General features: G+C 55.0%; 20 protein-coding genes. 10 read left to right on the plus strand and 10 right to left on the minus strand.

Going from position 1 to position 22918, the window contains the following annotated elements:
• The first annotated feature begins 3 nt into the window (after positions 1-3).
• The 6 genes from cytR (at position 4) to rraA (ending at position 5619) form a co-directional block, all read left to right on the plus strand.
• Positions 4-1032, plus strand: coding sequence for a DNA-binding transcriptional regulator CytR (gene cytR / locus CHU32_RS18245; RefSeq protein ID WP_103676854.1), 1029 nt, complete (start codon positions 4-6; stop codon positions 1030-1032).
• A gap of 93 nt (positions 1033-1125) precedes the next feature.
• Positions 1126-2085: a cell division protein FtsN gene (ftsN, locus tag CHU32_RS18250; RefSeq protein WP_103676853.1), complete on the plus strand. Its 960-nt coding sequence runs from the start codon at positions 1126-1128 to the stop codon at positions 2083-2085.
• A gap of 91 nt (positions 2086-2176) precedes the next feature.
• Entirely contained in the window at positions 2177-2707 is a 531-nt protein-coding gene (hslV, locus tag CHU32_RS18255; RefSeq protein WP_049839591.1) for an ATP-dependent protease subunit HslV, read from the plus strand.
• A 9-nt stretch (positions 2708-2716) separates the two neighbouring features.
• Positions 2717-4048 (plus strand): ATP-dependent protease ATPase subunit HslU, encoded by a 1332-nt coding sequence (hslU, locus tag CHU32_RS18260; RefSeq protein WP_103676852.1) that lies wholly within the window; start codon positions 2717-2719, stop codon positions 4046-4048.
• Between the two features lie 66 nt (positions 4049-4114).
• Positions 4115-5041, plus strand: coding sequence for a 1,4-dihydroxy-2-naphthoate polyprenyltransferase (gene menA / locus CHU32_RS18265; RefSeq protein WP_103676851.1), 927 nt, complete (start codon positions 4115-4117; stop codon positions 5039-5041).
• Positions 5042-5133: 92 nt separating this feature from the next.
• Positions 5134-5619 carry a ribonuclease E activity regulator RraA gene (gene rraA / locus CHU32_RS18270; RefSeq protein ID WP_103676850.1) on the plus strand — a complete coding sequence of 162 codons (486 nt, stop codon included), beginning with the start codon at positions 5134-5136 and terminating at the stop codon, positions 5617-5619.
• 407 nt (positions 5620-6026) lie between these two features.
• Here the strand turns inward: rraA and pfkA are convergent, their stop codons facing one another.
• The 4 genes from pfkA to cpxP form a co-directional block, all read right to left on the minus strand.
• Positions 6027-6989 carry a 6-phosphofructokinase gene (pfkA, locus tag CHU32_RS18275; protein WP_103750904.1) on the minus strand — a complete coding sequence of 321 codons (963 nt, stop codon included), beginning with the start codon at positions 6987-6989 and terminating at the stop codon, positions 6027-6029.
• 194 nt (positions 6990-7183) lie between these two features.
• Positions 7184-8077 carry a CDF family cation-efflux transporter FieF gene (fieF, locus tag CHU32_RS18280; RefSeq protein ID WP_103676848.1) on the minus strand — a complete coding sequence of 298 codons (894 nt, stop codon included), beginning with the start codon at positions 8075-8077 and terminating at the stop codon, positions 7184-7186.
• An 86-nt stretch (positions 8078-8163) separates the two neighbouring features.
• Positions 8164-8460 carry a TM2 domain-containing protein gene (locus CHU32_RS18285; protein ID WP_103676847.1) on the minus strand — a complete coding sequence of 99 codons (297 nt, stop codon included), beginning with the start codon at positions 8458-8460 and terminating at the stop codon, positions 8164-8166.
• Between the two features lie 197 nt (positions 8461-8657).
• A complete protein-coding gene (cpxP, locus tag CHU32_RS18290; RefSeq protein WP_103676846.1) occupies positions 8658-9149 on the minus strand; it encodes a cell-envelope stress modulator CpxP in 492 nt (163 codons plus the stop codon).
• Between the two features lie 150 nt (positions 9150-9299).
• On the opposite strand from cpxP, the gene cpxR reads away from it, so the two are divergent.
• Positions 9300-9998, plus strand: coding sequence for an envelope stress response regulator transcription factor CpxR (cpxR, locus tag CHU32_RS18295; protein WP_103676845.1), 699 nt, complete (start codon positions 9300-9302; stop codon positions 9996-9998).
• Positions 9995-11368 (plus strand): envelope stress sensor histidine kinase CpxA, encoded by a 1374-nt coding sequence (gene cpxA, locus CHU32_RS18300; RefSeq protein ID WP_103676844.1) that lies wholly within the window; start codon positions 9995-9997, stop codon positions 11366-11368. Before cpxR ends, cpxA begins: the two co-directional genes overlap by 4 nt.
• Positions 11369-11559: 191 nt before the next feature.
• Here cpxA and yiiM read toward each other — a convergent pair whose 3' ends face one another.
• Positions 11560-12234, minus strand: a complete 675-nt coding sequence (yiiM, locus tag CHU32_RS18305; RefSeq protein ID WP_103676843.1) for a 6-hydroxyaminopurine reductase — start codon at positions 12232-12234, stop codon at positions 11560-11562.
• 141 nt (positions 12235-12375) lie between these two features.
• Here yiiM and CHU32_RS18310 point away from each other — a divergent pair, with 141 nt between their 5' ends.
• A complete protein-coding gene (locus tag CHU32_RS18310; protein ID WP_103676842.1) occupies positions 12376-13272 on the plus strand; it encodes a dihydrodipicolinate synthase family protein in 897 nt (298 codons plus the stop codon).
• A gap of 51 nt (positions 13273-13323) precedes the next feature.
• On the opposite strand, the gene kdgT is transcribed toward CHU32_RS18310, so the two are convergent.
• Positions 13324-14322 (minus strand): 2-keto-3-deoxygluconate transporter, encoded by a 999-nt coding sequence (gene kdgT, locus CHU32_RS18315; RefSeq protein ID WP_103676841.1) that lies wholly within the window; start codon positions 14320-14322, stop codon positions 13324-13326.
• Between the two features lie 282 nt (positions 14323-14604).
• Positions 14605-15225: a superoxide dismutase [Mn] gene (gene sodA / locus CHU32_RS18320; RefSeq protein ID WP_103676840.1), complete on the minus strand. Its 621-nt coding sequence runs from the start codon at positions 15223-15225 to the stop codon at positions 14605-14607.
• Between the two features lie 287 nt (positions 15226-15512).
• Here sodA and rhaT point away from each other — a divergent pair, with 287 nt between their 5' ends.
• Entirely contained in the window at positions 15513-16547 is a 1035-nt protein-coding gene (rhaT, locus tag CHU32_RS18325) for an L-rhamnose/proton symporter RhaT (RefSeq protein ID WP_103676839.1), read from the plus strand.
• A gap of 38 nt (positions 16548-16585) precedes the next feature.
• On the opposite strand, the gene CHU32_RS18330 is transcribed toward rhaT, so the two are convergent.
• Genes CHU32_RS18330 through CHU32_RS18340 form a run of 3 tightly spaced genes read right to left on the minus strand, consistent with a single transcriptional unit; the run spans position 16586 to position 22889 of the window.
• Entirely contained in the window at positions 16586-17764 is a 1179-nt protein-coding gene (locus CHU32_RS18330; protein ID WP_103676838.1) for an MFS transporter, read from the minus strand.
• A 51-nt stretch (positions 17765-17815) separates the two neighbouring features.
• Positions 17816-20287 carry a phosphoenolpyruvate--protein phosphotransferase gene (gene ptsP, locus CHU32_RS18335; RefSeq protein ID WP_103676837.1) on the minus strand — a complete coding sequence of 824 codons (2472 nt, stop codon included), beginning with the start codon at positions 20285-20287 and terminating at the stop codon, positions 17816-17818.
• Positions 20280-22889 carry a glycoside hydrolase family 38 N-terminal domain-containing protein gene (locus CHU32_RS18340; RefSeq protein ID WP_103676836.1) on the minus strand — a complete coding sequence of 870 codons (2610 nt, stop codon included), beginning with the start codon at positions 22887-22889 and terminating at the stop codon, positions 20280-20282. The genes ptsP and CHU32_RS18340 overlap by 8 nt, the downstream gene beginning before the upstream one ends.
• Positions 22890-22918 lie beyond the last annotated feature (29 nt).

Below are 22918 nucleotides of genomic sequence, written 5' to 3' on the forward strand. Positions count from 1 at the left end.
GTAGTGAAGACCCGGAAAGCGGTTGCTTCGGCAACCATGAAGGATGTGGCTCTGAAAGCAAAAGTCTCGACGGCAACCGTGTCGCGGGCCTTAATGAACCCGGAAAAAGTGTCTCAAACCACCCGTAATCGGGTAGAACAGGCGGCAATTGACGTGGGCTATTACCCACAGGCGCTTGGCCGCAACACCAAACGTAATGAGTCGCGCACCCTGCTGGTGATCGTGCCGGATATTTGCGACCCCTTTTTTAGTGAAATCATTCGCGGTATTGAAGTCACTGCTGCGGAGCATGGTTACCTGGTGCTGATAGGCGATTGCGCTCACCAGAACCAACAGGAAAAAACCTTTATTGACCTGATTATCACCAAGCAGATCGACGGTATGTTGCTGCTGGGCTCGCAATTGCCGTTTGATGCCAGTATAGAAGAGCAGCGTAATCTGCCGCCGATGGTGATGGCAAATGAATTTGCACCTGAGCTGGAACTACCGACGGTACACATTGATAATCTGACCGCGGCCTTTGACGCTGTAAACTACCTTCACGACCTTGGCCATCAGCGCATCGGCTGTATTGCCGGCCCGGAAGAAATGCCGCTGTGTCATTATCGGCTACAGGGCTATGTTCAGGCGTTGCGTCGGAGCGGTATTACCGTCGACCCGCATTATATTGCTCGCGGCAATTTTACCTATGAAGCCGGTGCCAGAGCGCTGGAACAACTGCTGGCCCTGCCGAAACCGCCAACGGCAGTCTTTTGCCATAGTGACGTGATGGCGTTGGGCGCATTATCCTGGGCCAAACGTCAGGGGCTTCATGTTCCGCGCGATTTGTCGATAATTGGTTTTGATAATATCTCGCTGTCTGAGTTTTGCGATCCTCCGCTGACGACCGTTTCGCAACCGCGTTTTGCCATTGGGCGTGAAGCCATGCTGCTTCTGCTCGATCAATTACACGGACAAAACGTCAGTAGCGGCTCGCGCTTACTGGATTGCGAACTCATTGTACGTGGCAGTACGGGAAATATATTGTCTTAAAGTAAACCCGCTTTAAGACTCCCCTGTCTGGTCAAAGGGCCGCCGCTTAAGTAACATGGCGGACTGATAACAAATAAATACAGCGAAACGAGAGTGGCACAACGAGATTATGTACGCCGCAGCCAACCGGCTTCTTCGCGGCGCAAAAAGAGCACATCACGTCAAAAGCAACGGAACCTGCCCGCTGTTTCACCAGCGATGGTCGCCATTGCTGCGGCCGTACTGGTGGCCTTTATCGGTGGACTGTACTTTATTACCCACCATAAAAAAGAAGAATCAGAAGCGCTTCAGGGCCGTCAGGTGACCGGCAATGGTTTGCCGCCGAAGCCTGAGGAACGCTGGAAATATATCAAAGAGCTGGAAAGCCGTCAGCCCGGCATTCGCACGCCTACCGAACCTTCGGCAGGAGGTGAAGTGATGAATTCAAACCAGCTGACGGACGAACAACGCCAGTTGCTCGACCAGATGCAGGCCGACATGCGCCAGCAACCTACGCAGCTTAATGAAGTGCCGTGGAATGAGCAGACGCCAGCGCAGCGTCAGCAAACGCTGGAGCGTCAGCGACAAGTTCAGGCTCAGCAACAACAGCAACAATGGTCGAACACGCCGCCCGTGCAGCAGCAACGCACGCCGCCTCGGGTCACGGAGCAACCTGTACAGCAGCCGCGTCAAACTCAGCCGCCGAAGCAGACTACGTCGCAGCAGCCGTATCAGGATTTAATTCAGACGCCTGCGCATACCAACTCGACGCAGCCAAAAACGCAGCCTGCCGCACCGGCAGCCCGCGAAGCAGAAGCACCAACACAAACGGCTGAGAAAAAAGACGATCGTCGTTGGCTGATGCAGTGTGGCGCATTTAAAGGTGCCGAACAGGCGGAAACCGTGCGGGCGCAGTTGGCGTTTGAAGGTTTCGATTCCCATATTACGACCAGCAACGGCATCAACCGGGTTGTGATTGGTCCGGTCAAAGGCAAGGATAATGCGGACGGTATGTTGAATCGTCTGAAGATGGCCGGGCACGCAAACTGCATTCGCGTCGCCGTCAGGGGTTGAAACCCCCAAAATCCCCCCCATCTATAATTGCATTCAGCCCCGCACACTCTGCGGGGCGCATATTCCGCTTTTGCACCCAGGGGGGCATCTCGTGACAACAATAGTAAGCGTACGCCGTAACGGTCATGTGGTCATTGCTGGTGATGGCCAGGCCACACTCGGCAATACCGTAATGAAAGGCAACGTCAAAAAAGTACGTCGTCTTTACAACGACAAGGTCATTGCAGGCTTTGCTGGCGGTACCGCCGATGCCTTCACCCTCTTTGAACTGTTCGAACGCAAACTGGAAATGCACCAGGGGCATTTGGTTAAAGCCGCCGTTGAGCTGGCGAAAGACTGGCGTACCGACCGCATGCTACGCAAACTTGAAGCGCTGCTGGCGGTTGCCGATGAAAATGCTTCTCTAATCATTACCGGGAATGGCGACGTTGTTCAGCCAGAAAACGATTTAATTGCGATTGGCTCTGGTGGCCCTTATGCGCAGGCGGCGGCTCGCGCACTGCTGGAAAACACCGAGCTTGGCGCACGCGACATTGCGGAGAAAGCGTTGGGGATTGCAGGCGATATCTGCATCTATACCAACCACTTCCACACTATTGAAGAATTGCCGTCTAAGGCGTAAGGATCACCCATGTCTGAAATGACCCCACGCGAAATTGTCAGCGAACTGAACAAACACATTATCGGCCAGGACGCAGCTAAACGTTCTGTGGCGATCGCATTACGTAACCGCTGGCGTCGTATGCAACTTGATGAAGAGCTGCGCCATGAAGTCACGCCTAAAAACATTCTGATGATCGGACCAACCGGCGTGGGTAAAACCGAAATCGCCCGCCGTCTGGCGAAGCTGGCTAATGCACCGTTTATTAAAGTAGAAGCGACGAAATTCACCGAAGTTGGCTATGTCGGTAAAGAAGTGGATTCTATCATCCGCGATCTGACCGATGCCGCGGTAAAAATGGTTCGCGTACAGGCGATTGAAAAAAATCGCTTCCGTGCCGAAGAGATGGCAGAAGAGCGCATTCTCGACGTGCTGATCCCACCGGCAAAAAACAACTGGGGTCAGGCCGAGCAGCAGGCAGAACCGTCTGCGGCACGTCAGGCATTCCGTAAAAAACTGCGTGAAGGCCAGCTTGACGATAAAGAAATCGAAATCGATCTCGCGGCGGCACCGATGGGTGTTGAAATCATGGCACCTCCGGGCATGGAAGAGATGACCAGCCAGCTTCAGTCGATGTTCCAGAACCTCGGTGGCCAGAAGCAAAAACCGCGCAAGCTGAAAATCAAAGACGCGATGAAGCTGTTGATTGAAGAAGAAGCGGCGAAACTGGTTAATCCGGAAGAGCTGAAACAGGATGCGGTAGATGCCGTTGAGCAGCACGGCATCGTGTTTATCGATGAAATCGACAAGATTTGCAAACGTGGCGAATCCAATGGCCCGGATGTGTCCCGTGAAGGCGTACAGCGTGACCTGCTGCCGCTGGTGGAAGGCTGCACCGTGTCGACCAAACATGGAATGGTGAAAACGGATCACATCCTGTTTATCGCCTCCGGCGCGTTCCAGGTGGCTAAACCATCCGATCTGATCCCGGAATTGCAGGGCCGTCTGCCGATCCGAGTTGAGCTTCAGGCACTGACCACCGGTGATTTTGAACGTATTCTGACTGAGCCTAATGCCTCCGTTACCGTACAATACAAAGCATTGATGGCGACCGAAGGCGTGAACATTGAGTTTACCGACGACGGTATCAAGCGGATTGCGCAAGCGGCCTGGCAGGTAAACGAAAGCACCGAAAACATCGGCGCACGTCGTCTGCATACCGTGCTGGAGCGTTTAATGGAGGACATCTCCTATGATGCCAGCGATCTGAACGGTGAAACTATCGTGATCAATGCAGACTATGTGAGTAAACACCTTGATGCTTTAGTAGCAGATGAAGATCTGAGCCGTTTTATCTTATAATCGTGCTCAATACGTTTTCATCACTTCAGATGGGGCTATAAAGCCCCATTTTTATTAGCCGGAATTATGACTGAACAATCTTTGAGTCCAACTCAGGCATGGCTGGAAAGCCTGCGCCCTAAAACACTCCCGCTGGCCTTTAGCGCTATTGTGGTGGGCACCGCGCTGGCCTGGTGGCAGGGCCATTTTGATCCGCTGGTCGCTGTGATGGCGTTGGTTACTGCCGGACTGTTGCAAATTCTCTCTAATCTGGCGAATGACTACGGAGATGCCGTCAAGGGTAGCGATAAACCCGATCGTATCGGTCCGCTGCGCGGAATGCAAAAAGGCGCAATCACACAGCAGCAAATGAAGCGGGCGCTGATCATCACCGTTGCCCTCACCTGCGTGTCGGGGCTGGCACTGGTTGCGATGGCATATCAGACTATGGCCGATTTTATTGGCTTCCTGGTACTGGGCGGGCTTTCCATCATTGCAGCCATCACCTATACCATGGGCAATCGCCCCTATGGTTACATCGGGCTGGGCGATATTTCGGTGCTGATTTTTTTTGGCTGGCTGAGCGTGATGGGTAGCTGGTATCTTCAGGCACACAGTTTGATCCCGGAGATTATCCTGCCCGCTACTGCCTGCGGCCTGCTGGCAACGGCGGTATTGAATATTAACAACCTGCGTGACATTGATAGCGATCGCGAAAATGGTAAGAACACGCTGGTGGTGCGCTTAGGGTCGGTGAATGCGCGGCGTTACCATGCCTGCTTGCTGTTCGGAGCGCTGGCATGTTTCGCGCTTTTTAACCTTGTTTCACTGCACAGCCCTTGGGGCTGGCTGTTTATTCTGGCGGCTCCGTTGCTGTTCAGGCAAGCCCGCTACGTCATGCGTGAGCGCGATCCTCTCGCGATGCGCCCAATGCTGGAACGTACCGTAAAAGGCGCATTACTGACTAACCTGCTGTTTGTGATTGGGATTATCCTCAGTCAGACGATGATTTAACTGACAAATATCAATTAACAATTGTTGATTTTGCCAACAGCGCGTCCGGCGCGATATACTGAAGGCTCTCGCAGCAACGGAACGTTAAGCCTATGAAATATGATACTTCCGAACTTTGTGACATCTACCAGGAAGATGTCAACGTCGTGGAACCGCTCTTCTCCAACTTTGGGGGTCGGCCGTCGTTTGGTGGTCAAATCACTACGGTAAAATGTTTCGAGGACAACGGGTTGCTGTACGATCTGCTCGAACAAAATGGCCGTGGTCGGGTACTGCTGGTTGATGGTGGTGGTTCCGTTCGTCGCGCGCTCATTGATGCGGATCTTGCCCGCACTGCGGCGCAAAATGAATGGGAAGGGATTGTGGTGTACGGTTCAGTACGTCAGGTCGATGACCTTGAAGAACTGGACATCGGCATTCAGGCCATCGCCGCCATTCCGGTCGGGGCAACGGGTGAAGGGATCGGTGAAAGTGATGTGCGCGTCAATTTCGGCGGCGTTACCTTCTTCTCCGGCGATCATCTCTACGCCGACAATACCGGCATTATCCTGTCGGAAGATCCGCTGGATATCGAGTAGTTTTTCTCCCGCCAATGAAAAAGGGAAGGTCTCCCTTCCCTTCTGACTTCTCTGTACGTGCTACCGTGGCACATTTGCCTGGCGGCGCTTCGCTTGCGCAGGCCTGTGAAATCAACCTCACATCGTGGCACATTTGCCTGGCGGCGCTTCGCTTGCGCAGGCCTACAAAATCAACCTCACACCGTGGCACGTTTGCCTGGCGGCGCTTAGCTTGCACAGGCCTGTGAAATCAACCTCACATCGTGGCACATTTGCCTGGCGGCGCTTCGCTTGCACAGGCCTGCGAAATCAACCTCACATCGTGGCACATTTGCCTGGCGGCGCTTCGCTTGTGCAGGCCTATGAAATCAACACTGCGCCGTAGTCGTAGGCCGGGTAAGGCGCAGCCGCCACCCGGCATTGTCTGCTTAGTACAGCTTTTTCGCCGTATCCAGCCAGTCACCTTTAAACGGACGCTTCATATTCTCGATAGCGTCGATAATGTCGTGGTGAACCAGTTTTTCGTTCTGGATACCGACGCAGCGTCCGCCGTGGCCCTGAAGGAGCAGGTCAATAGCATACGCGCCCATGCGTGACGCCAGAATACGGTCGTAAGGCACCGGGGAACCGCCGCGCTGAATGTGACCCAGTACGGTCGCGCGCGGTTCGCGGTGAGTTTCTTTCTCGATATACTCTGCCAGCTCGTGGATATCACACATATGTTCGGTGATAGCGACGATGGCGTGTTTTTTACCTTTAGCGATGCCAGCCTTGATTTCGGCGACCAGATCGTCACGGCTGAATTCAACTTCCGGCACCATCACAAACTCACAGCCACCGGCGATGGCAGCAGCCAGCGTCAGGTCGCCGCAGTAGCGGCCCATCACTTCAACGATGGAGATACGCTGGTGAGAAGAAGAGGTGTCGCGCAGACGGTCAATCGCCTCAACCACAGTGCCCAGCGCGGTAAAATAACCGATGGTGTAGTCAGTGCCTTTGATGTCGTTGTCGATGGTGCCCGGCAGACCGATGCACGGGAAGCCCATTTCGGTCAGGCGTTTTGCCCCCATATAGGAACCGTCACCGCCGATAACAACCAGCGCATCAATACCGCGCTTTTTCATGTTCTCGATAGCCACAGCACGGATGTGTTCTTCACGAAATTCCGGGAAACGCGCGGAGCCGAGGAAGGTGCCGCCACGGTTGATCATGTCGGAAACGCTGTAGCGGTCTAGCTGGATCATACGATCTTCGTATAGTCCCAGATAGCCGTCATACACGCCCATTACTTCCAGACCTTCCGTTAATGCTGCCCGGACTACGCCACGAATCGCAGCGTTCATGCCCGGCGCATCGCCGCCACTTGTCAACACACCGATTTTCTTAATCATGACTACCTCTGAACTTAGAATGCAAAATGAAATCTGATGCCGGAAACGGACTTAGGCTCACCCAAAGTACGTAACGAATACTGCCGATAGTATATCAATCCTCTGTTGCTGAATTGATTCAGGTCAGACCAAACGGCGCTAATTTATACAAAAAATGCCGATCCAGCCCACACTTTTACAAGAAAGATAAACGCTCAAAGCCGTCGTTCTTCCTGCGGCACTACCGAACAAGGGTCCTGGTGAATAATGACGTCCGATCCCGGAAAACGGAGTAAAAGCGCCTGCTCAATCTGTTCGGCCACAAGATGCGCCTCAAACAGCGGCAGATTGTCGTCCATTTCTAAATGAATCTGAATAAAGCGGGTCGGCCCTGACTGCCGCGTTCGTAGGTCATGTGCGCCGCGTACCCCAGGCCAGGCGGTAACGGTTTCAATAATTTCCTGCCGCTCTGCATCAGGAAGTGCGCGGTCCAGCAGAGCCTGTACTGCTTCATATCCCATCCGTAACGCGCTATACAGGATATAAACCCCAATCCCCAACGCAAACAGCGCATCTGCCCGGTGCCAGCCATACCATGACAGACCAAGCGCAATGAGAATGGTTCCGTTCATCATAACATCAGACTGATAATGAAGCATATCCGCGCGCACCGCCTGGCTGTGGGTTTTTCGCACCACCCAGCGCTGGAAGGTGACCAACACCAGCGTGCTGACGAGAGCAATAATAGTGACGATGACCCCGACGCCGGGCGCATTCATCGGTTCCGGGCTTGCCAGATGCTGAATGCCGGTGAGGAAAAGGAACAGCGCCGAGCCAGAGATAAACATACTTTGCGCCAGCGCCGCAAGCGACTCGGCTTTGCCGTGGCCAAACGTGTGTTCATCGTCAGCAGGCTGTAATGAGTAGCGGACCACCCAAAGATTAGTGAGCGATGCGGCAATATCGACCAGTGAATCCACCAGCGCCGCCAGAATACTGACCGAGCCGGTATACCACCATGCCAGGATTTTAATGATTAACAAACAGGACGCCATTACCGTGGCGGCAAGCGCTGCGCGGCTGACCAGTTGGCCATAAGAGTGGTTCATAGATTCTCCTGCTTAACCCGTGGGTAGTATAACGCAGGTCGGTGGCAGGAAGAAAAAGGCGGTAAATCGCCTTTAAAGAGGATAAGCTACGGATACTTACGCGCAAATTCGTCGTCAGACATACAGAGCAGCATAATACATTCAACGAAGGCGACGATGCTGGGGATAATGGTCCAGAAGAACAACAGGTATAAAATGCCCATACCCACCTTGCCCAGATAAAACTTATGCCCACCAAATGCGCCTAAAAAGAACGCCATAAAAATCGCGGCAGTGCGGTTTCTGGAACTTTGGGCCACCTGAGAGGCACCGCAGTGCGGACAGGCATTTGCTGACTCGTGAATTTCTTTCCCACAGCCCCGACAAAAAACCATTCCAGCCATCAATAAATCCCTTTAACATATACCATAAATTTATAACTCATTGAGTTGCATGCTTATTTTGACCCACCCATGCCTTCTTATGCAATGTTCATTTTACGCTTTGGCGTAAATAGCAGGCAAAAAAAACCCCCTCATCATGAGGGGGAAGACAGGGATGGTGTCTATGGCAAGGAAAAACAGGGTATGTCACTGGGATGCTACTTACTGCTACTAAACTGCTTCAACGGAGAACTCTGCTGCAACTGCGCAATTTCATGCATTTGCGCCATCCGTTGTTGATGCTTTTCGTTCAAAACCGCTTGCTGCTCCGGCGTTAACAGGCGGAACATCTGGTTGCGCACGCGGGCCATTTCAACCTGACGGGCGACCTGTTCCTGCGCCATTTTTTCAGCCTGGGCGCGCACAGCGTTTTCATCAAAATTTTCTGCGGTAATAAGGCGGTGCATTGCCTCAATTTCGCTAACATTAACTGGCGGCTGCTCATGCCTGGCCTGCTGCATCAGATCCCGCATTTGTTGGCGCTGACGCTCGGTTAGACTTATGCCGTCAAACATGTGACTCTGCTGGCTGTTACGCTGCGTAAGTCCTTCGGTCGTGTGCCAGTTATCGCCTGTGATGGCTTCACCTGCCTGGCTGAACGCACTGAATGCCAGCGTAGAGGCCATGACGGCAGCGGTAACATTGCGCATCACTTGCTCCCAAAAAACGTTGTTTCGCGATTCCACGAGAGACAGTCTACGATTCAGGCTGCAAACTAGCGTCAGGCGGTGTAAAACAACGTAAAGTCATGGATTAGCGCGCTTCGATGACGTAATTTCTGCCTCGGAGGTATTTAAAAAATGAATAAAATCCTGTTGGTTGATGATGATCGGGAGCTCACGTCGTTACTGAAAGAGCTGCTCGACATGGAAGGCTTTAACGTTTTAGTGGCGCATGACGGTGAACAGGCGCTGACGTTGATTGATGACAGCATAGATCTGCTTTTACTGGATGTGATGATGCCGAAGAAAAACGGTATCGACACGCTTAAGGAGCTACGCCAGACACACCAGACCCCCGTTATTATGTTGACTGCCCGCGGCAGCGAGCTGGACCGCGTGCTGGGCCTTGAACTGGGCGCGGACGACTATTTGCCGAAACCGTTCAACGATCGTGAACTGGTCGCGCGTATCCGCGCTATCCTGCGCCGTTCGCACTGGAGCGAGCAGCAGCAAAATAGCGATAACGGCTCGCCGACGGTGGAAGTGGACGGCCTGAGCCTGAATCCGGGGCGTCAGGAAGCCAGCTTTGATGGTGAAACGCTGGAACTGACCGGCACCGAATTTACCCTGCTCTATCTGCTGGCACAGCATTTAGGCCAGGTGGTGTCCCGCGAGCATTTGAGCCAGGAAGTGCTGGGCAAGCGCCTGACGCCGTTCGATCGCGCGATTGATATGCATATCTCCAACCTGCGGCGTAAACTGCCGGAGCGGAAAGACGGGCATCCGTGGTTTAAAACGCTGCGCGGTCGTGGGTATCTGATGGTCTCCGCTTCATGATTGGAAGCCTGACCGCCCGTATCTTTGCCATTTTCTGGCTCACGCTGGCGCTGGTATTGATGCTGGTACTGATGCTCCCGAAACTGGATTCGCGCCAGATGACTGAACTTCTGGAAAGCGAGCAGCGTCAGGGCGTGATGATTGAACAGCATGTTGAAGCTGAGCTTGCCAACGATCCACCCAACGATTTGATGTGGTGGCGTCGGCTGTTTCGCGCGATCGACAAGTGGGCACCGCCTGGACAGCGCCTGGTTCTGGTCACCAGCGAAGGCCGGGTGATTGGTGCTGAACGCAATGAAATGCAGATCATCCGCAACTTTATCGGTCAGTCGGATGATGCCGATCAACCGCAAAAGAAAAAGTATGGCCGGGTCGAACTGGTGGGGCCGTTCTCCATTCGCGATGGTGAAGATAACTACCAGCTTTACCTGATCCGTCCCGCCAGCAGTTCGCAGTCCGATTTTATCAACCTGCTGTTTGACCGTCCGTTACTGTTGCTGATCGTCACCATGCTGGTCAGCGCGCCGCTCCTGTTGTGGCTGGCGTGGAGCCTGGCGAGACCAGCGCGTAAGCTAAAAAATGCGGCAGATGAAGTGGCTCAGGGCAATTTACGTCAGCATCCCGAACTGGAGGCCGGTCCGCAGGAGTTCCAGGCGGCGGGAGCCAGTTTTAACCAGATGGTGACTGCGCTGGAGCGCATGATGACGACCCAGCAGCGCCTGCTGTCGGACATCTCCCATGAACTGCGCACACCGCTCACGCGGCTTCAGCTTGGTACCGCCCTGTTGCGTCGTCGCAGCGGTGAAAGTAAAGAACTGGAGCGTATTGAAACGGAAGCACAGCGGCTGGACAGCATGATCAACGATTTGCTGGTCATGTCACGCAACCAGCAGAAGAATGCGCTGGTCAGCCAGACCATGAAAGCCAACCAGTTATGGGGCGAGGTGCTGGATAACGCGGCCTTTGAAGCGGAACAGATGGGCAAATCTTTTACCATCGAATACCCGCCCGGACCGTGGCCGCTGTACGGCAACCCGAGTGCCCTTGAGAGTGCGCTGGAGAACATTGTTCGCAACGCCCTGCGCTACTCGCACACCACTATTTCTGTTGGTTTTGCGGTGGATAAAGACGGTATCACCATTACGGTTGACGACGACGGTCCTGGCGTCAGCCCGGAAGACCGGGAGCAGATTTTCCGCCCGTTCTATCGTACGGATGAAGCTCGTGACCGCGAATCCGGCGGCACCGGATTGGGGCTGGCGATCGTGGAAACGGCTATTCAGCAGCATCGCGGCTGGGTCAAAGCGGAAGACAGCCCGCTCGGTGGCTTGCGTCTGGTGATTTGGTTACCGCTGTATAAGCGGGCATAGCTGACGCCCCCTCACCCCAACCTTCTCCCTGAGGGAGAGGGGGCTGTTTTTCCCGCGGCTGAAGTAAAGCACTTTACTGAAGCGCTTACAGGCGTTCCGTCAGCGCAGGCCAATTTACTCCATAATCAACGACGAATGCCGAACGGCCCACCTCTTCCTAAAGGAGAGGGTTGGGTGAGGGGGAGAAAAGACTACCGCCCCCACAACCGACGTGAATTATCCTCGATCTTGCCGCTAACGCGCCGCTTCTGCATGGTTCGCGTCCAGCTGGCTGACAAACCTGCCGCTGACAGCAAACGATGATATTGCTCATCATCAAACGGCATTGACCACGCAATCACCCCGGCTTCATACACTGTGACATCGCTCACCCGCGAGGCCAGCGTAAGCGGTGCGCCAGCAGAGACTTTCCCGCCCGCAATCACCCGATACAGCCAGCCGGTTTTACCGCTCGCCTGCATGATGGACGCCATATCGCTGATGCCAAAGTGAAAGTTCAGCTTAAAGCACGGCGAGCGTGGCTGCGTCACCTGAATGAAAGTCTCACCCCAGCGGAAAATATCACCGATAAACACATTCTCTTCCGTCAGCCCCGATGTTGACAGATTCTCGCCAAATGCCGGGGCCACAAACAATTCCGCCTGTTCAGGAAACTCACGTGCCCAATGAAGATAGTGCTCCCGGGGATAGTGGCACAGGGCGCGATCCGGTCCACCGTGAATTTTGCTTTCTGCCTGCTCATCACCAGCCAACCCTGACTCGGTTAGTGCGAGCTCGCCCGCTACCTGGACCTTTGCGATAGCGCTGGGACGACTTCCCTCGTAGTCCCGGACTTTGCCCGTAAATACCTCAACCGGATAGCGCATCTGTCTCCCTCTTACCGATAAATTTGCCTCATTAAAGCATATTTTTCACCTGAACCCGCCAAAATGCGAGCCAGGTTCACACGTTACATCGTCAGACATGTTATTTTTTGAAACGCCATTTCATAATAAGGAGTCAACAACGTGACGGTACAATCGCAATTTGCTGGCGTCTGGTGCCCTGCCATTACGCCACTGGATCAAGACGGCAATCTCGACCTGAACGGCCTGAAGCAGCATCTTCAACGCCTGACCGGAGCAAATATTGACGTGATTTTGCTGATGGGCAGTATCGGTGAGTTTGCTTCTTTTACGCTGGAAGAGCGATTAACCCTCATTCGCGAGGCCAGGGCGATGAGTTCGCTCAAGATAGTTGCTAACGTGTCATCGACCTGTATGAACGATATTCAGTGTATGGCACAGGAGGCATACCGGGTCGGCTATGAAGCCGTGATGGTGTTACCGCCCTACTACTACGGACAAACACCAAAGCAACTGCTGAGCTACTTCCGCCAGTTGGGCAACACGCTCAGCGGCCAGTGGTTTGCCTATAACTTTCCGGCACGCACCGGCTGCGATTTAACGCCGGACCTGATCGCCACCCTCGCCGCTGAATTCCCGCACTTTGCCGGGATTAAAGATACCGTCGATTGCCAGTCTCATACCCGCAGTATGATCCAGGCGACTCGTGCCGTGCGTGAGGATTTTGCCGTACTTTCCGGCTATGACGAATATTACATCCCCAATCTGCTGGCGGGCGGCGCTGGCGTAATCTCCGGTTTAAACAATGTCATGCCGGAACTGTTTGTCAGCGCGCGTGAGGCGTTTAAGCAAGGTGACCTGGAGACGCTACGCGAGATACAACAAAAAATTGGCACCTATATGTCCATCTATGCGATTGGTGATGATTTTGTTTCGACGATTAAGACGGTGGTATCGCGTAAGTTTGGCGATTGCACCGGCGTATCACGTAACGCGGGCGGAGCGTTAAATGAACATGAATGCCGCACCATTGATGAAGTATTTGGAACCCGGGGATAAACCCAAAAGCCCGGCCGCATTGCTGCTGACCGGGCTTTTTACCGCGTTACGTTATTCCACAGCGCCCACTACATTAGCCTTCGCAGCCTCAGCTTTCGCCGCTCTCGCTTTCACTTTTCGCGACCAGATAGAGGTCAGGATCGGCACCAGAATTGAGGTCACAATCACGGAGGTTGCGACCAGTGAGGTAGCCGCCGGAGCCATCGGTTTGAATTCCGGGATCATTTCCGCGATCAGGACCGGTGTTGCTACTGCCGCCCCGGCCGAACTGGAAGCGGCAATTCCTGCTGTACCATCGCCACCACCAATCAGTTTATCAGCAATAATCAGTGGGATACCGGTCACAATAATCACCGCCACACCCAGCAGGATACCCAGCAGCCCGGTCTGAGCAATGACGCTCAAATCAATCGTGTTACCCAGCGCGAAGGCGAAGAAGGGGATCAGCGTCTGTACTGCTTTGCTGAAAAATTCGCGTAATTCCGGGTCGAGATTACCCAGCGTGAAGCCGACCAGGAAAGGTAATACCGCACCAACAAAAACGTGGGGTTCAAACGAGGCGATGCCTGCGGTGCCCAAAATAATCATGGTCATCAGCGGGCCCGATTCCAGCGACATCAGCACGAACGCGCCAGCCTCCTCTTTGGTACCGTACTGCTGCATGATGGAGGCGTACAGCCCGCCGTTGGTCATATCCATCGCCGCCACCAGCGCCAGGGTAGACAGCCCGGCAAAAAAACCGACCTCCACGCCGTGTTCCGGGATGATGCGTGAGGCAATTGCCGCCACCAGCCAGGCTACCGCAATCTTGGTGACGACCAGCGTGCCGGACTTACGCAGTACTGTCCCCGTCGCGCTGAGTTTAATTGATGCGCCCATACAGAAAAACCAGACCGCCAGGATCGGCACCGTGCCGGTAATCATCCCGTTGGTAAACGATCCGAAGTATTTTCCTGCCCCCGGCGCAAAGGTATGGCACAGCGCGCCAAGGAACAACGGCACGAGCATCATGCCACCCGGAATTTTTTCAATCTTGCGTTTAATCTGCATCTTCTTCACCTGTAAACATAAAAAGGGGGCGATTTTTATGGGCGAGCGCACCTCAATCAGAAGATGCTCCCGTATCGATGAAAGGAAGATAATCATTCAGCGAAACTATAAAAGTGATCCTGAACACACAAATTGAAACACGGTTTCTATTTTAATGGATCATTGTTTTTTATTTGATGCAGATCACCATAGCACTCCGGAAAGGACATAAAAAAAGCCCCCGCGGCAGGGCCTGCGGAGGCTTTTTCTCTACAGCTCAGTGTAGAGCGTCAGTCAGAAAACTTATTTCTTCGCGGCAAAACGCGCTGCGGCTTCGTCCCAGTTCACCACGTTCCAGAACTCTTTGATGTAGTCCGGGCGGCGGTTCTGGAATTTCAGGTAATAAGCGTGTTCCCACACGTCCAGCCCCACAATCGGGAAGCCTGAAACGCCAGCGACGGCTTCACCCATCAGCGGGGAGTCCTGGTTAGCGGTAGATACCACAGCCAGTTTGTCGTCTTTCAGCACCAGCCACGCCCAGCCAGAGCCAAAACGCGTTGCAGCCGCTTTCTCAAACTCTTCTTTGAATTTGTCCACGGAGCCGAAATCACGCTCAATCGCGGCTTTCAGATCGCCCTGCAGGGTAGTGCCTTTTTTCAGACCCTTCCAGAACAGGCTGTGGTTGGCGTGACCGCCCGCGTTATTGCGCAGTACGGTTTTTTTGTCTGCCGGAACTTGATCCAGTTTAGTAATCAGCTCTTCAACTGGCAGATTGGCCAGTTCAGGCAGGCTTTCCAGCGCAGCGTTGGCGTTGTTGACATAGGTCTGGTGATGTTTGGTGTGGTGGATCTCCATCGTCTGCTTATCGAAATGCGGTTCCAGGGCATCGTAGGCATACGGCAGGGATGGCAGTGTATAGCTCATAATCATCTCCATTATTGTCGGGCGGCAGATGTGTTAACGCCGCGTAAGCAGTTGGTTCATTATAGTTAATTAAATGATATTGAAAATGTTTATCAATGCCGTAGTTTTAATAAGGTTATAACTTCCAGTTATGAAGCGAAAATTGTGAACTGGCTCATTCGATTAACTGGTTCATTGCCAGCCTGCGGCGTAATGCGGCAATCCGCTGAAGGTGACTTTACCGCGCAATTTTTACACTCATCGGGTCGGGGAGGTTTTACCGGCCATAAAAAGATGAGGATAAACGCATGAGTAACATGATTACGATGGGTATTTTTTGGCATCTGATAGGCGCAGCCAGTGCCGCCTGTTTCTATGCCCCGTTCAAAAAAGTGAAAGGCTGGTCGTGGGAAACCATGTGGTCGGTCGGCGGTACCGTCTCGTGGCTGATTTTACCCTGGACGATCAGTGCCATTTTGTTGCCTGACTTCTGGGCTTACTACAGCTCCTTCAGCGCCTCCACGCTGCTGCCGGTATTTTTATTCGGCGCGATGTGGGGAATTGGTAATATCAACTATGGTCTGACCATGCGCTACCTTGGCATGTCGATGGGAATAGGCATTGCGATTGGTATCACATTGATTGTCGGCACACTAATGACGCCTATTCTGAACGGCAATTTTGATGTGCTGATTAACACCCGTGGCGGTCGCATGACGCTGCTGGGCGTGCTGGTTGCGCTGATCGGCGTGGGGATTGTGACTCATGCCGGGCAGTTAAAAGAACGCAAAATGGGTATTAAAGCAGAAGAATTCAACCTGAAAAAAGGGCTGGTGCTGGCGGTGATGTGCGGCATCTTTTCTGCTGGCATGTCGTTTGCGATGAATGCCGCAAAACCGATGCATGAAGCGGCGGCGGCGCTGGGTGTTGATTCGCTTTACGTGGCGCTGCCAAGCTACGTGGTGATTATGGGCGGCGGCGCGCTGATCAACCTCGGCTTTTGTATTATTCGTCTGGCAAAAGTGAAAAACCTGTCGGTAAAAGCAGATTTCTCGCTGGCAAAACCGCTGATCGTCAGCAATATCCTGCTTTCCGCACTCGGCGGATTGATGTGGTATTTGCAGTTCTTCTTTTACGCCTGGGGCCACGCGCGTATTCCGGCGCAGTACGATTACATTAGCTGGATGCTACATATGAGCTTCTACGTGCTGTGCGGCGGAATTGTCGGCCTGGTGCTGAAGGAGTGGAACAACGCCGGACGGCGTCCGGTCAGCGTGCTGAGCATCGGCTGCGTGGTGATTATCGTTGCCGCGAATATTGTCGGGCTGGGCATGGCGGGGTAATGGATGCCCCCCTGCTGGCACGGCAGGGGGGACGTCGGTTACGACGAATATCGGGCACCATTGAACAGCAGAAACAGGTAACAGCATACCGGAACCAGAAAGCTCATCTTCAGGCCAGCGATATCAATGACCATTCCCTGTATAAACGGGATCGCCCCGCCACCAATGCCGGCCATGATTAAACAGGCCGAGATCCGCGCGGCATCATCCTGCAACCCGCTTAACGTGCGGGAAAAAATAATCGGGTATAGCACCGAGTTCATTACGCCGACTATCAGCAGGCAGTAGCCTCCCGCGCGGCTGGCCAGCACGATCGCCGCAAGCGTCAGCACGATAGCGCCCGTCACGCAGCCGGAATACATCCGCCGGGGATGACAATAGCGGGCGCACAGCCCGTACAGCAGTCTGCCGATTAACGCACCGCCCCAATAAAACGCCACCAGCGACGTGGCCGTTGCCCGGGAAAAACCGCCCAGCGACGCTTCATTGAGGTAGCTCAGGAGAGTGGTTCCCAGGCTGACCTCAACGCCAACATAAACAAAAATCCCGGCCACGCCCGAACGAAACTGCGGCTGTTGCCACAAATAGCGCCAGCGCCCCGGTTGCGCGAGTGTTGCATCGCGAAAGTCGTGCATCCGGCTGGTATGCAGCAAAAAGAACAATAGCAGGCCGGCTAGCATCAGTCCGATATACAAACCCGCAATTGCCGTTGTTGACGCTGAAACCGTCAGCGCCAGTACCGCCGCCAGCAGCACCGGCGCAAGTGTCGCGCCGCAGGAATTGATCGATGACGCCAGGCTCAGCCTGCCGGGGGCGTTTTCAGGCGCTCCCAGCCGGGTGACGTAAGGATTTGCCACCACCTGCATGGCGGCTACGCCCATCGCAAGAATGAAAATACCCGCCAGACACAGTGCGAAAAGCGTCGTCCACAGCGAAAAAGCAATGACCAGCGCACCGCCGAAAGCGAGACACAGGGCAACGGTCAGCGCCCGACGATAGCCAACGCGATTCATCCACTGTGAAGCCGGAAAACAAATCACAAACGGAGCCAGATAAAAAGCAACGTTCACCAGCATGGCGTCACGCCATGAGAGCGAGAACGTGGTTCTGAAAAAAGGAATTAACGCGCTGTTAATGGAGGTGAGCAATCCCCAGTAAAAAAAGACGGCAGAGAGCAGCGCAAAAGCGCCGAAAGTATTTTTTTGATGATGTGGCATAACGAATCCATCCTTAACTGCCCGATAGCCACGCTATCGGGCAAACGTGCCTCAGAGTGTCAGTTCACGCTCAAGTCGTGCGGTCAAGTCACCGGCATCTCTGCCCTGCAATAGCTGCTGGCGGAAATCGTCATGCATCAACTTGCGGGCCAGTCGCGAGAAGATTTTCATGTGATCGCCCTTCTCCTGTTCGCTCACCGTCAGCATGATCACCAGCGAGACGTCTACCCCTTCTCCCCATGATAACGGCGTCTTCAGGCGCATTAACGACACGCTGCTGTTCAGGACCGCGGCGGATTTACAGTGGGGGATGGCGACCGCAAAGCCGAGCGCGGTGGAAAAAACCGCTTCCCGCTGCCAGATGGCAGTCTCGACGTCCACGCCCGCGCGTACCCGCTGTTCAACCTCAAGATTATCCGTGAGCAACTTGATTGCTTCCGCCTTGCTGGTGACATCCCGATCCAGTAATAACAGGGCCGGATCGAAAACGGGTAGCACACTGGCCGCCGACGCCTCATGCAGTAGTGCGGTCACTTCCGCCGCATTTTCACAGGCTAATGCCCGTTGCAACGTCTTCCGGCAGTCATCCATCTCCAGCGAGGCCAGTTGCTTTTTCGCCCCGGCAATTCGCCCGGCAGACATGCTGATTTGCCGCAGCCCTGCCCCCAGCAGCAGCGGCATTACCACCGGATCGCCGCCCATTTCGCCACACAGGCAGAGTTCCACGTTTGACCGCGCCGCCATCTCATTAAGCAGCATCAGAAAAGTGGGATCGCAGTAGTTGTACAGATGACGAACGTGCGGATTGCCCCGATCGCAGGCGAGGAAATACTGCACCAGGTCGTTGCTGCCAATGGAGGCAAAATCAATCCATTTCGCCGCTCTTTCCAGCAGATACAGCGCAGAAGGCACCTCCGCCATGATGCCTAAACGCCATTCGCCGACGACGACGCCTTCTGTATGAAGCTGTTCCGCCACCTGATGAAAGCGGGCGTGCAGCCATTTAATCTCTTCAAGCGTCGCCACCATCGGCACCATGATATCCAGCGGCCCTGCCGCGCTGGCACGCAGCAACGCCCGGACCTGACTGCTAAAAATGGCCTCAAACGCCGGATAAAGGCGCACTGCCCGCCAGCCGAGGAACGGGTTTTCTTCCTGCGGCAGGTTTAAATAGTCACAGGGTTTATCGCCGCCAATATCCAGCGTGCGGATCACGACTTTTTTGCCCTGCGCCAGCGTCAGTACATGCCGGTACGCCTGATATTGTTCTTCTTCATCCGGCGGTGTGCTTCGCTCACAAAACAACATTTCGGTGCGAAACAGGCCAATGCCTTCGGCACCCGCCGCGAAGGCATTTTCCGCTTCATCAGCCAGGGCGATATTCGCCAGCAGTTTTACGCGCTCTCCGTCGCGGCTAACGCCTGCCGTTCGGGTGAGCGGTTCCAGCCGTCGGGCAATGCGTGCGATTTTGTCCTCTTCCAGGTCGCGCCACTGCTCAGCACAGGCATCCGGCGCGACGATCAGCACGTCATAACGCGCGTCCATCAGCAGCGGGGCACCCGCAGGCACAGACGCGTTCGGCATGCATAAGAGCGGGATGCCAAAGGAACGGGCCAGGATCACCGTGTGGGAGGTTTCGCCGCCCTCGCCCATCACAATGCCTTTCAGATGAGGACCGCGCAGGGCAAGAAACTGACCCGGCGTAATCAGTCCGGCGCTGATGATGATTGAATCCTGCTGCAAATCCGGCAGGGTAAACAGCGGGCGTTCGGTCAGATTCGCGGCCAGACGCAGCCCGAGATCCTGTAAATCCAGCGCCCGCTGCTGCAAATACTGGCTCTGACTTTCGCGTAACGGCTGGCATAGCCCGTCAATGGTGTACGCCAGCGCCGCCAGCGCGTTACGTGCGGCAGGGGGTGAGAGCAGCGCCTTTTCCAGCATCGCATCCTGGAGCAAGGTGATATGCGCACCGAGCACCGACGCGGCCTCGCCCTGCGCCTGGCGGCTCTCCTCTTTTAGCTGCGTGCGGGTGACTGCCAGCGTATGCGCCAGCCGCTGCTGCTGAAGGCCAGCGTCTTCCGGCGCTTCCTGCTCAGCAAACTGCGGCAAATCCACCGCCCCCAGAGGCACCGCCACCCCGCTTGCCAGGCCCGGGCTGACGCCGTTACCCCGCAGGCAGATGGACGTGGTGGCGGCCAGAAACACGGGCAACGGCTGTTCTTGATGCCTCGTCACAGGGGCAAGCGGTCCGTCGCATTCTGCCAGATCGCACGTAATAAATGCGCTCAGCATCTGCCAGGCGTCCTGCTCATCCTCACCGTCAATATGCAGTTCACACGCATCATGGTGAAGCACATCTGCGCCGATGAGCGCCAGCACGCTTCCGGCATCGACCTGCCGCTTATTACGCAGATTATGCAGCGTGACGCGGGAACGAAATTGCGCCACGCGCTGTTGCAATTCGGCCGCCGGCCGGGCATGAAGCCCATTTTCGAGGGGGCATACAAACGCTATTTTACGCATCGGATTTTCCTTTTTCCGCAGGAGCGATTCGCCAGCTGACTGGTGAACAGGGCTGGACAGGGTTATGGCTTCCCGGACGCGGCGTTTCCGCCAGCGTTACGTATGTCAGGTCGCCAGAGATTACGGGTTTGCCACTGTCGAGTGGCACGGTGCCCGGATTCCAGCCGCGCAGGATTAGCGCCTCCTCGTTCTGCGCTTTCTTCAGCGTGCTGAAGTGCAGTGGGGTATCCCAGCGCAGCAGACTGTATGTTGCCGGGAAGCGCATGCCGTGAGGATTGGTTTTAAAGCGTGACCAGCCGGAGTCCAGCCAGCCGGAAGCGGGTGTACGCCAGTTCTCGACGTCACGCCAGAACGCCGCATCCGGCCCGTGATGCAGCGGCACCAGCGCCAGGTGACACTCAAAACGTCCAGGCAACTGCGAGTCCGGCGAAGGGAGCACCATGCCGGAGGCGCGCCCCGGACGCCACGGCATATCTGGCTGCCCCAGCCAGCCGACGCTGCGCAGCAGGGTAATCGCCAGCGTCCCGGGACGGTCAGCGGGGATTTCATACTCGCGCAGCCCGTCGGTGACCACGCACATGCTGTGTTGCTGATCATGCATCATCGCCAGGCTTTGCATCGGCCACAGCGACGCGGGCGCTTCCGTCCACTGCTCATGTTGCCAGATATCCAGCGCCTGCGGACGGTTTTCCCGACGGATCAGGCCAAAGGGCTGATCGGCAAAATGGAACATTCCGCTGATGCCGGTGGGGATCTCAAGCTGGAGCCGATGATCGCGCAGGGCGTTGTCGATCCTAATGTGCACATCCAGCAGCGGACGATCGCGATCGAGGGCGATCGTCATGCTGACGTTAAGTTGTCCGTTACGCTCGTGCTGCTGGCGGGCAGGCAGATCCTGCGGCGCAGCGATGCGCCAGTTCAGGTTAAGCGTATCGGCCAGTGCATCCCGCTGCCAGGTAGCGGATACTAATGCGCCGTCGCTGGTGACCCGCCAGTCATCTTCCGGCGGGGAATAGTTATAGTTATCTCCCGCATCGCCGCCATCAACCAGCCGCAGGATATGGCTCCAGTGCTTGCCACTACGTTTGTCGAGCAGCGAGATGTGCCCGTCCGTCAGCGTCAGGCGCAGCCACGGGTTATCGAGCGCAGAAATCGTTTCTTGCGGCACGGTAAACCCGGCAGGCGCATCCTCCTGCAGGTAAAGCGTTTGGTAACCACAGGCAGGGAGAGCTTTTGCCTCAAGGATAATATCGCATTTGCGATACCATACCGTTGTCGTACTGTTGGAAAGCTCCTGCACAATTACCGACATATCCTGCTGTTCTTCCTGCACAATTTGCCAGCGGCACGGCTGCCCTTCTTCATCCACAATGGCAAAATGTGCGCCCGGCACGTAAACCGTCAGCGCCACTCGCCCGTCGCGCGGGTAAGGCAGCGGGTTGAAGACAATGATTTTTTTGCCCTGCTGCCGCGCAGCGATCCCTTCCGCCAGCATTTTCATGTTGAGTTCGAAAAGCTGGCTGGCGGATTCATGGCCTGAGGTCAGACGGGCTTTCACCATCGCATTGACGCGATCGGCATTGCAGCCGCCAATGCTGTCATGGGCGTGGGATTTCATTGCCTCACGCCAGATATTTTCCACCGCCATTTGCGGATAAGGCAGCCCCAGTTGCCAGACCACGCTCAAGAATGGTTCAAGCTGCTGGCTGAGGAAGGTCTCCAGCCGGACGTTAGCCTGCTTGATATCCATACGCGTTGAGAAAATGCCGCGATGAATACGCATATATTTCGGACTGAGTAACTCGCCCTGATACGTCGCCAGTTCGGCTCCCGTGCGTTCCAGCGCCGCAAAATAGCGGCTAAAATCGCTGCGCACAAAATGGTAGTCAGATTGCTGCGTATTAAGCGCATCGAGCATCGCCGGAACGCCATACTCAAAGGGGGACTGATCGTTACCGTTGGGGAGCAAGATGTGCCCGCTGGTGCTGAATTTCGCCTGTTTTTGCAGAATACCGGGTAGCACCTGCCATGCCTTCTGCGCGTCGGTGGGCAGCCATTTCGCGCAGCCATACCCCCACGGCAGCACGGCGGTGGTGACGCAACTGCCGTCAGCGCTCTGCCAGCGAAACTCGCTGGCAGCCACATCGTGCTCGCACCAACCGCGCCAGATCACCGCGCAATCCATCGCAAACTGCGCCAGGAACATCGGCAACTGGGCGCTCTGGCCGAAGGAGTCGGGTACGTAACCTACCGGCATCCGGCTTCCCATCGCGTTACAGTCCGCCATGCCCAGCAGCAAATTGCGGGTAATGGATTCTGCGCCGACCACTAAGAAATCAGTTTGTGTATACCACGGACCGATAAGCAGCCTTCCCCCGGCGATCAGTTTTTGCACCCGTGCACGGTTTTCGGGCGCGCTAGTAAAATAATCTTCCAGTACTACGGTCTGCCCATCAAGTATAAATGGACCTAATGATTCATCGGCCTCAAGGCGTTGCAGTAAATCAGCCATAAAATAAAAAAGCACGGCGCGAGAATCATTTTCAGTGAAATACCACTCGCGATCCCAGTGCGTATGCTGGATCAAATGAACTGTTTTCATCTTTATTCCTGCCTTTTTTAGGGGCGAGA

The organism is Superficieibacter electus (assembly GCF_002915575.1).
Classification (GTDB): Bacteria; Pseudomonadota; Gammaproteobacteria; order Enterobacterales; family Enterobacteriaceae; genus Superficieibacter; species Superficieibacter electus.

Coding starts and splice junctions, on each gene's coding strand:
- pfkA (WP_103750904.1), bottom strand. CDS start 6,989: ATGATTAAGAAAATCGGTGTGTTGACAAGTGGCGGCGATGCGCCGGGC.
- fieF (WP_103676848.1), bottom strand. CDS start 8,077: ATGAACCACTCTTATGGCCAACTGGTCAGCCGCGCAGCGCTTGCCGCC.
- CHU32_RS18340 (WP_103676836.1), bottom strand. CDS start 22,889: ATGAAAACAGTTCATTTGATCCAGCATACGCACTGGGATCGCGAGTGG.
- sodA (WP_103676840.1), bottom strand. CDS start 15,225: ATGAGCTATACACTGCCATCCCTGCCGTATGCCTACGATGCCCTGGAA.
- yiiM (WP_103676843.1), bottom strand. CDS start 12,234: ATGCGCTATCCGGTTGAGGTATTTACGGGCAAAGTCCGGGACTACGAG.
- CHU32_RS18285 (WP_103676847.1), bottom strand. CDS start 8,460: ATGGCTGGAATGGTTTTTTGTCGGGGCTGTGGGAAAGAAATTCACGAG.
- CHU32_RS18330 (WP_103676838.1), bottom strand. CDS start 17,764: ATGCCACATCATCAAAAAAATACTTTCGGCGCTTTTGCGCTGCTCTCT.
- kdgT (WP_103676841.1), bottom strand. CDS start 14,322: ATGCAGATTAAACGCAAGATTGAAAAAATTCCGGGTGGCATGATGCTC.
- rraA (WP_103676850.1), top strand. CDS start 5,134: ATGAAATATGATACTTCCGAACTTTGTGACATCTACCAGGAAGATGTC.
- ptsP (WP_103676837.1), bottom strand. CDS start 20,287: ATGCGTAAAATAGCGTTTGTATGCCCCCTCGAAAATGGGCTTCATGCC.
- cpxP (WP_103676846.1), bottom strand. CDS start 9,149: ATGCGCAATGTTACCGCTGCCGTCATGGCCTCTACGCTGGCATTCAGT.
- rhaT (WP_103676839.1), top strand. CDS start 15,513: ATGAGTAACATGATTACGATGGGTATTTTTTGGCATCTGATAGGCGCA.
- hslU (WP_103676852.1), top strand. CDS start 2,717: ATGTCTGAAATGACCCCACGCGAAATTGTCAGCGAACTGAACAAACAC.
- menA (WP_103676851.1), top strand. CDS start 4,115: ATGACTGAACAATCTTTGAGTCCAACTCAGGCATGGCTGGAAAGCCTG.
- cpxR (WP_103676845.1), top strand. CDS start 9,300: ATGAATAAAATCCTGTTGGTTGATGATGATCGGGAGCTCACGTCGTTA.
- cpxA (WP_103676844.1), top strand. CDS start 9,995: ATGATTGGAAGCCTGACCGCCCGTATCTTTGCCATTTTCTGGCTCACG.